This window comes from Mesorhizobium sp. M7A.F.Ca.CA.002.05.1.1 (genome assembly GCF_003998335.1).
Taxonomy (GTDB): Bacteria; Pseudomonadota; Alphaproteobacteria; order Rhizobiales; family Rhizobiaceae; genus Mesorhizobium.
Map to the genome: position 1 here is coordinate 1 of NZ_RZQI01000120.1, position 10,467 is coordinate 10,467.

The window sequence follows — 10,467 nt, forward strand, 5'->3', positions numbered from 1 at the left end:
TCACATAGCGCGGCACAAAGCCAGGGCAGACATTGCTCAGATTGAGATGCGGAAGTTGTGACAGGCAATGGTGGATGGCCCGGGACGCTTCTTCGTTGTTCCCGGTGGCCGACGCGGTCGCGGCCCAATAAAGGGCGCCGCGAACGAAGCCCGGCTTTGTCCTGACCACTTTGCGGGCGGCTTCGAGCGCCCGCTGGTTGTCTCCGCCAGCGAAGAGCGCCACAACCAGGCCGTGGTGGCGCCAGAAGTCGATGACATCGTGCGTTCCGAGCCGGATTGCTTCGTTGGCCTCACGCACCGCTTCGTCGACCTGTCCGCGCAATGCAAAGAGCATCGAAATATCGCCGTGGCCAGTCGGGTAGCTCGGGTTGAGGCTGATCGCGTGGCGGCATTCGGCGATCGCCTCGTCGATACGACCGCAACTTTCGAGAGCGAACGACAAGATACATCGAGCAATTTCATCGTCCGGTACCGCCCGCACCGCCGCTTCCGCAAGCTCGACCGCACGCTCGATCACCCCTCGCTCCCGAGGCAGTGCACCAAACGCCACGCCCATGGATATTACGATCGAGAGCGTCCGCTTTGCACGGGCGTTGTCGGGACCTATCGAGAAGGCCTTCTCGGCAAGCTCTATCCCGACCAAAAGTGAGTCCCGAGTCATCTCAAAATATTTCATGAGAGCTTCGTTGACCAGCCTGCGCACTTCAGGGGTACCCGGCGGGCTTTTGTCTCGAACCTTCCAGTTGGTCAGTTGAAGTTCGAGGATCACGGCAAGAACAACAGACTGTGCGATCCTGTCCTGGAATTCGAGCGCGTTCTCGGAGTGGCCGTCGAACTTCTGGGCCCAGACGTGGTGGCCGCCGGCGGCATCGACGAGCTGGACATTCACCCTCAACCCATTGCCGGATCTCTGGACACTGCCGCTGAGCATATATCGCGCCCGGAGTATCCCTGGCGTCTTGGCTTCTTCGCCCGGGCCGCTCTTCTCGGGCGGAAGCGCGGCGAGCACGACATAGTCGGCCACTTCGGAAAGGGCCGTCGTGATGTCCTGGACAAGTCCCTTGGCGAAAAAGTCATCGCCTTGCTTTCCAGTCAGATTGACGAAGTCGGCAACGCTGATGGACGGACGCCCAAGGCGCTGGCTGGCCGGAACACCACTTGTCGACTGCACATTTGAAGCGTCATCGGCGGCAAGCAACAGAGATTGCCAAAGCGCCCGCGTTTCAGGGCCGGCTTCGACGCCGAACTCCTTCTTCAGCATGCTTCTGCAGGCTTCGTATGTCCTGATTGCCCTGTCGCGTTGCCCGCATGCGAGCAGCAATTCCATCTTGAGCCGATAGGATTCTTCCCGTGTCGGTTCCATGGTCACAATACGATCGGCCAGGATCAGCCCGGCATCGGCGTCGACGAGACGGGCCAGTTTTTCGAAGGACTCAAGCGCGCGGCCGAGCAGCCTGTCGCGTTCCGATGTGATCCAGTCATCGAACGCATTGCTTCCCAGATAAAGCCCGTCGAGGAAGGGCCCGGTGTAGTTCGCCAAGGCCTTCGCGAGGTCCTGAGCGGAACGGGCCGAGAGACCCGTTTCGAACTTCTCCACGTCGACTTGAAAGGCCTCTGGCCTCAGGGCGATCAGCTCACCGCTGGAATGGATGAGATCCACCCCTTCTCGCGCCAGATCCTGGCGCAGGACACTGAGGGCTTGCCGAAGGCTGTTGCGCGAATGTTCGCCGTCGCTGTCGCCCCATAGGAGGTCAGCCAGCCTCTCCCGCGTCGCCGCCATGCCCGGACACCGGGCCAGATAGGCGATGATTGCCGGCCCTCGTTTCCCGGTCAGCCGAAGCGGACCGGTCGTTTCATTTTCAATCCGGAAACCGCCGAAGAGTGAGATTCTATTTGCAGCGCCCCTATCCTCACTTTGCATTTGCTATCCCAGCCTGACGAAATCCTAACTCAAAACTAACGCTTCGCAACAGTCGGCCTTCGCGCTCAAGCGCTGCCGTAACGGCAGGCTGTTTAGGCTTTGCTAAATTAAAGTGACCAAGTCAACGAAAGGCTTGGTTCGAGGGGGACGCGTGTCCAGGACAAGAGCCAATTTGCTGCTGCTATTCGCAGCCGCTTTGTGGGGCTTCGGCAATGTCTCGCAAAAGATGGTGCTTGTGCATCTCGACGCGCTGAGTGCGGTGGGTCTGCGCTGCCTGATCGGCGGCCTGCTTGTGTTGCCCTTTGTCTTGATGGAGAGGCGGCTTCCGCTCGGGCCGGACTATTTTTCCAGCTTGGCCAAGGTGTGCGCGCTGTTTGCCATCTCCATCACGCTCCAGCAGCTTTGCTATCTCGGCGCCTCCGTCACCAATGCGAGCTTCCTGGTCAGCACGGCAACGGTAATGACACCGCTGGCCGCCTGGTTTCTCGTAGGCGAACGTCCGACAGCGAGTCTCACGGTCGCCGCCGGGCTGACCGTTGTTGGAGCCCTGCTGTTGTCGGATGGGATTGCCGGGTTCAGCAGTGGCGATCTCACCGCTGTCCTCTCGGCTGCCTGCTATGCGCTCTGGGCAGTCGAGCTGGGCCGGCACATGCAGGTGCATGCGCGGCCGTTCACCGCAGCCGCGACACAGTTCTTCGGCGCCGCAGCCTTCGCCCTGCCGCTCGGCGCAATGCAAGGCAATCTGTCGTTGGCCGCCGCATTCGCAGCCGGCCCGGAACTGGCGATCCTCGGCGTGTTCTCCACTGCGATTGCTTTCGGCATACAGACGGTTGCCCTCCGCTTTACGCCGGCCAGCCACGCCGCCGTGATCGTCAGCGCAGAAAGCGTTTTCGGGGCGCTGGGCGCGGCGATCTTTCTCGGCGAGCGGAGCTCGTCCGCGAGCGCATTGGGTGCCGCCATCATTCTGGGTGCGATCCTGTCCGTGGCACTGTCGAACCGAGCGCCGCAGGCACGCACGTCCTTGCGAACCGCTTCGGTTCAATCCTTCGACGGGGCCCCTGCCTTTGCAGCTGCCGCCGCAAATTGGGCAGGCGATCGTCACCCCAACAATTCAGGTCCAGTGGAGGAATGTGATGACCCTTGCCGGTGATGCGAAACCTATTCCGGCCCCGGCTGCCGCCCGACACGGGGCCAGTGGCGTCGATCAGCCAGGCGGCGGTGGCCTTGCCGATGGCGGCAGGACTTGTCGTGGGGGCGCAGTGATGGACGCGCGGACGATCCTTCTTCCTATCGCACATTTGGTATCGGCGCTTCGCGCCCGCATGAAGGGACCGGGCGGCTATTACAACAGCGGTAACGCGCTCGGCCTCATTGTCGGTCTCGCCATCCAGATTGCCACCGCGCCGGTCGGCTTGCATGAGGGAAGCAGCGTCACCATGGCGGTGATCGAATATTTCGCTGGCAGCCATGGCACTGTTGCGCTGACCTTGACCACCCTGGTCTTCTTCTGGGGCGGCGAGGCCTATCACCGGGCCTGGGCAAGGCCGGATGCTCCCGATCCTGCCCTCAACCGTCTGGGCGACTTCCTGTCGGGCCTGGGGGCGATCGGGCTCGGCATTGCCCTGTTGCTGCTCGGCGATCCATTGCTTGCGGCGACCTCCGGCCTGCTGCATGCGCTCGGCAAATTCGGCAGCACCTTCCACAGGCCCGGCACGCCAATTCCGATGTGGCCGGCCGCTTGGCCCGATCCGTTCCGCAGTGCGGTGCTCGCCAGCCGGTTGCCTGCAATGCTGGCGACGACAGTGGCCCTCGGCCGTGCTTTGCCTGAGGTCTGGTCGGGCGGCTCCTTCGCGGCCCTCGCCATGCCACTGACCTTGCTCGGCTGTTATCTCTTGTGGACCAAGGCCGATCTGCTGCTGTTCGGCGTGGGTACCAAGGCGATCCGCCAGATTTCCACATGTTGAGCCCGCTTTTTGAAACGACCGGATGTCGAGATGGAGAATGACATGTTTGGCAGTGTATATCATCAGGACGCCGGCCCCCTATCCTTTCGCGAACGGGTGCGGGCGACAGGTTGGGGCATTCTGACGTCGGCCGGTTCAATCTCGAGAGTGACAGGGATACTTGCAGTTTCGATGTTTTGGGCGATCTCTGCCCATGCCGCGAACGTTGACGTCGCTATCGTGTTCGCGGTCGATTTCTCGTCGTCGATCGATCCGAAGATCGCCGATATGCAACGCGAGGGACATGCCGCGGCACTCACCTCGCCAGAGATCATCGCCGCCATCAGCCGGAATTATGTCGGCTGCATCGGCGTTGCCTATTTTGAATGGTCGAGCCCCGGACACGCACGCGTCGTGCTGCCGTGGACAAGCATCTGCGGACTGGAAGATGCCAAAGCGGCGGCTGCGGTGATCAGCAGGAAAGGCGATACCGGCTTCATCCGCAGAGGGCGAGGCGGAACATCCGTTTCCTCGGCTATCGACATCGGCAGTCTCCTGCTCGACCAGTTTCCGGGAAAGGCGGCCAAGAAAGTCATCGATATCTCCTCCAATGGCGAGAACAACGACGGGCTTCCCGTCCAGCCGAGCAGGTCGAACGCCATAGCCAAGGGATATACGATCAATGCCATCGCCATCCCGACGGAGGATGAGAATCCCGACGAACCTCTGGCATCCTATTTTGCCAGATCGGTCATTGGCGGTTCCCAGGCCTTCGTCATGACGCCGAAGGGGCCAGACGACTACACGATGGCGCTTCGCCGCAAGCTCGTGACTGAAGTAAGCATGAACGACGAGCGTCCGCTGTGAAAGTGTGCCACGCAAGACGAACTTTCGACCCGCCAGACCGAGCGCATTGCACAACAAGACCCGCCCCGCTGCAGCGCGAGACCTTGTAGGTCCGTCAGGACAACAGCCTATCGCCGCAACGCGTGCACCCTTGCCTCGCCTTCGCCGGGCACCGGCAACGCCATGTCGTCATCGAGAAGGCGCGTGATGCGGGCAAAGCCGGTGAACGCTTTCCTTGCTTCCTCGGCCGACATCTGGCCCGACAAGGCGGCCGAGCAACAATTCAGCGCGCACTGATAAACCGGACCGCGCCGTCCCGTCGGCCACTTCCGCAAGAACATCATGGCTTCGGCAACACTATCGATTTCTTCCGCAGGGTGTCCCTGCCCGCGCGAAATCCGCACGGGCGAAAAGAAATGCAATTGATCCATCGTTTCCTCCCGGTCGACCGCAATGCGCTCGATCGAACCCCACCAAACGCGCCAACAGCCGGTTGGTTCCAGATAAAGAATGGAGTCTTTTAGAAATCTGTCAGGCGAAGGCGATCACCCGTGCGGTGGTGAGTGTCGCCTACATTGTCGGGAAGTGGCAGGCGACTTTGCGACCGGGTCGGTATTCCCGTAACTGTGGCCGCTCCGAACGGCAGCGCTCCGCCGCGATTGGGCATCGGGGATGGAAACGGCAGCCCGTTGGAGGGTTCAGAGGGCTCGGTACGTCGCCGGTGAGGATGATGCGCTTGCGCGTCCCACCCGGCGTCGTCTCCACGACGGGAACCGCCGAAATCAGCGCCTGGCTATAGGGATGGGCCGGTGCTGCAAACACGTCTTCCGCCGGCCCTTCTTCGACGATCGAGCCGAGATACATGACCGCTATGCGGGTCGACACCTGGCGCACCACCGACAGGTCGTGGGCGATGAAGATGTACGTGAGATTGAGCTTCTCCTGCAGATCGGCAAGCAGGTTGACGATTTGTGCCTGCACCGACACGTCGAGCGCGGAGACGGGTTCGTCCAGGACCACGAGGTCCGGGTTCAGGGCAATAGCCCGCGCGATGCCGACGCGCTGGCGTTGTCCGCCGGAAAATTCGTGCGGAAACCGCATGACGTGATCCGGCAGCAAGCCGACAAGGTCGAACAGTTCCGCCACGCGTTTGGTGATCTCGCTCGACGAGAGCCTGCCATGGATGCGCAGCGGCTCGGCCACCAGGTCGCCGACGCGCCGGCGCGGATTGAGCGACGCCGACGGGTCCTGGAAAACCATTTGCAGGCGGCGCCGCAGCGGCCTGAGTTCGGACAGCGACTTGGAGGTTATGTCGTTGCCTTCGAACAGAAGCTCGCCGTCCGATATGTCGTAGAGCCTCACCAGGCAACGCGCCAGCGTGGACTTGCCGCATCCGGATTCGCCGACCAGCCCGACCGTCTCGCCGCGCCACACGGTCAGGGAAACATTGTCGACCGCATGAACGGTTCGCTTGCCTTCGGCGGAGAAACGGCTGCCGATGGAAAAGCGCTTGCCCAGCGAACGCGTCTCGAGGATTGGGCGGTTCTTGTCGATCATCGGTCCGCTCATGCCTGTGCCACCCTGAAGCATGCCGCGGCATGGGTGCCGCTCCCGAGGTCGGGCTTGCCGGCCTGGCAGGGCTCGTAGTGAACCGGGCACCGCGGACCGAACGCACAGCCCTGCGGCAATCGCAGCATTGACGGCGGCGAACCGGGAATGGCCGGCAAGCGCCGTGGTTTTTCGCCGGTCAGCGGCGGGATCGAACCCAGCAGCGCGCGCGTATAGGGGTGTCGTGGATCGGAAAACAGTTCCATGCGACTGCCGCGCTCCACCACGCGGCCGGCATACATGACCATGACCCGGTCGGCGAGTTCGGAGACCACGCCCATGTCATGTGTGATGAAGACGACCGCCGACTTGTGCGTCGCGCGCAGCTTGCGCACCAGATCGAGAATGCCGGCCTGTACGGTGACGTCGAGCGCCGTGGTCGGTTCGTCAGCCACCAGAAGCGCCGGATTGCAGGACAAAGCCATTGCGATCACCGCCCGTTGACGCATGCCTCCGGACAGTTGGTGCGGGTAGCGCGACATCGCCTCGTGCGGGTTGGGAAAATTCACCTCGGCCAGCAGTTCCTCCACGCGCTCCATCGCCTTGGACTTGCTGATGTTGCGATGCGCGCGAATCTGTTCGGCGATCTGCCAGCCGATCGTGTAGACAGGCGTCAGCGCCGTCATCGGATCCTGGAAGATCATCGCGATCTCGTTGCCGCGCAGCCGCCTGAGCTCGCGCGCGGGCAGTCCCACGAGTTCGCGGCCTTTGTAGCGGATCGACCCTTCGATGGTGGCGTTGGGATCGGTGATGAGACCCATGACGGCCAGCAGCGACACGGTCTTGCCGGAACCGGACTCACCGACGACGCCGAGGATTTCGCTCTCCTTAAGGTCGAAGGAAACGCCATCGATGGCCCGCACCAGGCCATCATTTGTGCGGAAGGAAACTCTGAGGTCGCGCACCGACAGTATCATGATGTCCTCAGGCGCGGATCGAGAAGGATGTAGACGAAATCGACGACCGCATTGGCGATAACCACGAACATGGACGCATACATCACCGTCGCCATGATCATCGGCAGATCGAGATTCTGCAGAGCGTCATAAGTGAGCTTGCCGATGCCGTGCAGCCCGAACACCACCTCCGTCAGCAGGGCTGAGCCTCCGACCAGCGCACCGAAGTCCAGGCCGAACAGAGTGACGAATGCGATGAGCGACGTGCGCAAGGCATGGCGCAGCAGGATGCGGGTCTCCGACAGCCCCTTGGCCCGGGCCGTGCGGATATAGTCTTCCTGCAGGGATTCGATGATTGCCGCGCGCAGCACGCGCCCGTAAATACCGATATAGAGAATGGACAGTGTGATCCACGGAATGACCAGGGTCAGGAACCAGCCCTTCGGATCGTCGGAGAAATTCTTGTAGCCGAGCGGCGGCACCCAGGAGAACGCCCAGCTGTCGTGGTAGCGGCTCTGGGTGATCAGGTTCATCACCTCGCCCAGCCAGTAGACCGGCATGGAAATGCCGAGCAGCCCTAGCGCCATCAGCAGCTTGTCCAGCCAGCTGCCGCGCGTGGCGGCGGCGGCGATGCCGATGACGATGGAGACGACCACCCACAGGATCGCCGCTCCGAACACCAGCGAGAGCGTGACCGGGATCGAATCCATGACCGCCGGCACCACCTTCCAGCCACGATTGACGAAGGAGGTCAGATCGCCGGTGACGAAGATCTTCTCCATCATCGTCACATATTGCACGTAGAGCGGCCGGTCGAAGCCGAAGCTGTGGCGTACCGCCTCCAGCACTTCGGGCGATGCATTGCGGCCGGCGATGCGCGCAGCCGGGTCGGCGCCCGGCGTTGCGAAGAAAATCAAGAAAACGATGACCGAGATGCCGAACATCACGAACAGCATCTGGCCGAACCGGCGCAGGATTGCGTAGATCATCAGTCGCGCCCCAGCCGAACCTTGGAGCGCGGATCGAGCGCGTCGCGCAGGCCGTCGCCGAAGACATTGAGCGCCATGACGGAAACCGCGATCGCCAGGCCCGGCACCAGCGCCACCAATGGCCTGGTGTAAAGCAGCGCCTGTCCGTCCTGGATGATGGTGCCCCAGCTCGCGGCCGGCGGCTGCACGCCGATCGAAAGGAAGGAAAGGGCTGATTCGGTAAGCATGTTCAGCGCCATCATCAGCGGCACGAAGACGATTAGCGTGGTGGTGACGTTGGGCAGGATGTCGCGCCACAGGATGCGCCACCCCGGCACGCCCAGATTGATCGCGGCCAGCACGAACTCGCTCTTGCGCAGCGCCAGAACCTGCCCGCGTATTGGGCGGGCCACGTAGGGCACGTAGACGATGCCGATGATGATGACAGGCAGCCACAAACTGCCGGACTCGATCTGGATCGGTCCGATCGTGATGCCATGCGCGATGGTGACGATGGAGAGCGAAATCGCCAGCAGATAGATGGGGAACGCCCACAGTATGTCGAGGAAGCGCGACAGCACCGTGTCGGTGACGCCGCCGAAATAGCCGGCGATCAATCCCGCCGCCGTGCCCAGGATCAGGGTGAAGATGGTGGCTGCTCCGGAGATCAGCAACGAGCTCAGCCCGCCATAGAGCATCCTGGCCATGACATCGCGCCCCTGGCTGTCGGCGCCGAGGAAATAATTGCCCAGCCGCCAGGTCGGGCCGAGCGGTGTGTAACCAAGCCCTAGCCCTTCCGTCGACTGTTCCATCACCGGAACGTCGGCACCGTCGATCTGGACGACGGCGTCGAGCGTCGAGGCGAAGGGGTCCACGCCTGCCCATTTTGCATAAAGAGGCGCACTGAGGCAGGCAAGGACGATGAGGAGGAACACGGCCAGCGACGCCATGGCAGCCCTGTCCCTTGCCAGCTTCGCAAACGCGACGGCCCAGGGCCCTCGCGTCTTGCGCGGCGCGGCGACAGCTACGTTCGACACGGACGTGCCCCTCCGCGGTTCGTTACTGCACCCAGGCCATCACTGCACCCAGGATTGGGTGATCATCCAGTTGAACTGACGGTTGAACTTGAAATTGCCAAGACGTTTGCTGACAAAGTCAAGCCGCTTCGGCGTGAAGAGGCCGACGGCAGGTGCCTTGTCGGTGACCTGCCTGTCGATTTCAGCCCACATTTTGTCGGCGGCTTTCTGATCGGTGACGCCGAGGTCCAATGCCTTTTGCATCTTGGCGTCGATTTCCTTGTCGCAGAAGCCGGCGATGTTGATCGACGCGTCCGAACCTTCGCGGAAGGAGGCACAGCTGAACAGGATGTTCAGGAAGTCCGAAGCCGCCGGATAGTCCTTGTACCACTGGGTGACGGACATCTGCACCTTGTTGTTGGTGTTCTGGATGTAGGTGAACTGGATGTTCGACGAGATCGGCTTGACGTCGGCGACATAGCCGATGCTGGTCAGCACGCTCTGCAGATAGACGCCGATGGACCGCGAAATGGCGGTGTCCTCGACGATGATGGTCACCTTCTGACCCTTGGTGCCGGAGTCCTCGACGAACTGCTTTGCCTTGTCGAGGTCAGGGGCCGACCATTTGGCGCCCGGATTCTTGGTGAAGGGGCAATAGTCTTCATGGCCGGGGAAGTCCGGGGGCAGGACCTGACAGACCGGCGAGGCCAGCACCTTTCCGCCGAACAGCTTGACCAGCGTGTTGCGATCGATCGCATAGGCAACGGCCTGGCGGGCTTTTTCATTGTCGAAGGGTGCGAGACGGTTGTTCAGCGGCGCGTACCACCAAGCCGAAAGCGGTGAGATGTGCAGCTGGTCCATGGACTTGCTGCCCAGTTCGCCCAGGCGATCGCTGGGCAGAGCGTCGAACATCCAGTCCGCTTCGCCGTTCTGGATCGCGGTGACGGCTGCCTCTTCGGACAGGCCGAAATCATATTGGACGACATCCGGATAGCCGTCCGGCTGGGCTTCTTCGCTCCACTGCTTGAAATTTGGGTTGCGGGAAACCGTCATGCCCTTGTTCGGGTCGAAGGCGGAGATCATGTACGCGCCGGTGCTGGGAATGGGCTTGGAGCCCATGTCTTCGGCGGGCGTGTCCGCCGGCAGGACCACGGCATGCGGCAAGGCGAGCTTGTAGAGCAGCTCGGCATCCGGCTTGGTGATGTTGATGGTGATGGTGCCGGCCGCTTCGTCGCCGACAACGCCGCCTTCCAGCGTGCAGCTCTTGGT

At 62.2% G+C, this 10,467-nt stretch carries 10 protein-coding genes; 3 read left to right on the forward strand and 7 right to left on the reverse strand.

Features of this window, described 5'->3' with window-relative positions:
* Positions 1 to 1,921 (reverse strand): BTAD domain-containing putative transcriptional regulator (locus EN939_RS08920; RefSeq protein WP_127267724.1); only part of this gene is annotated, 1,921 nt, incomplete at its 3' end.
* A gap of 151 nt (positions 1,922 to 2,072) precedes the next feature.
* Between EN939_RS08920 and EN939_RS08925 the strand changes: the two genes are divergently transcribed.
* The 3 genes from EN939_RS08925 to EN939_RS08935 are packed head-to-tail and all read left to right on the forward strand — an operon-like array spanning position 2,073 to position 4,731.
* The gene (locus EN939_RS08925) at positions 2,073 to 3,071 is read left to right on the forward strand and encodes a DMT family transporter (protein WP_127267725.1); all 999 of its coding nucleotides are present in this window, start codon (positions 2,073 to 2,075) and stop codon (positions 3,069 to 3,071) included.
* Positions 3,055 to 3,885 carry a hypothetical protein gene (locus tag EN939_RS08930; protein WP_236383056.1) on the forward strand — a complete coding sequence of 277 codons (831 nt, stop codon included), beginning with the start codon at positions 3,055 to 3,057 and terminating at the stop codon, positions 3,883 to 3,885. The genes EN939_RS08925 and EN939_RS08930 overlap by 17 nt, the downstream gene beginning before the upstream one ends.
* Before the next feature lie 42 nt (positions 3,886 to 3,927).
* Positions 3,928 to 4,731, forward strand: coding sequence for a DUF1194 domain-containing protein (locus EN939_RS08935; RefSeq protein WP_127267727.1), 804 nt, complete (start codon positions 3,928 to 3,930; stop codon positions 4,729 to 4,731).
* Between the two features lie 107 nt (positions 4,732 to 4,838).
* Here the strand turns inward: EN939_RS08935 and EN939_RS08940 are convergent, their stop codons facing one another.
* From EN939_RS08940 to EN939_RS08965, 6 genes are all read right to left on the reverse strand, one after another.
* Complete coding sequence (locus tag EN939_RS08940) at positions 4,839 to 5,141, reverse strand: DUF982 domain-containing protein (protein ID WP_127267728.1); 303 nt, start codon at positions 5,139 to 5,141, stop codon at positions 4,839 to 4,841.
* A 139-nt stretch (positions 5,142 to 5,280) separates the two neighbouring features.
* Positions 5,281 to 6,267 (reverse strand): ABC transporter ATP-binding protein, encoded by a 987-nt coding sequence (locus EN939_RS08945; RefSeq protein ID WP_127267732.1) that lies wholly within the window; start codon positions 6,265 to 6,267, stop codon positions 5,281 to 5,283.
* An 8-nt stretch (positions 6,268 to 6,275) separates the two neighbouring features.
* Positions 6,276 to 7,235: an ABC transporter ATP-binding protein gene (locus EN939_RS08950; protein WP_127267729.1), complete on the reverse strand. Its 960-nt coding sequence runs from the start codon at positions 7,233 to 7,235 to the stop codon at positions 6,276 to 6,278.
* Positions 7,232 to 8,203 carry an ABC transporter permease gene (locus EN939_RS08955; protein ID WP_127267730.1) on the reverse strand — a complete coding sequence of 324 codons (972 nt, stop codon included), beginning with the start codon at positions 8,201 to 8,203 and terminating at the stop codon, positions 7,232 to 7,234. Before EN939_RS08955 ends, EN939_RS08950 begins: the two co-directional genes overlap by 4 nt.
* Positions 8,203 to 9,219: an ABC transporter permease gene (locus tag EN939_RS08960; RefSeq protein WP_127267731.1), complete on the reverse strand. Its 1,017-nt coding sequence runs from the start codon at positions 9,217 to 9,219 to the stop codon at positions 8,203 to 8,205. Before EN939_RS08960 ends, EN939_RS08955 begins: the two co-directional genes overlap by 1 nt.
* Positions 9,220 to 9,258: 39 nt before the next feature.
* On the reverse strand, positions 9,259 to 10,467 hold a 1,209-nt coding region (locus tag EN939_RS08965; RefSeq protein WP_164750921.1), incomplete at its 5' end, for an ABC transporter substrate-binding protein.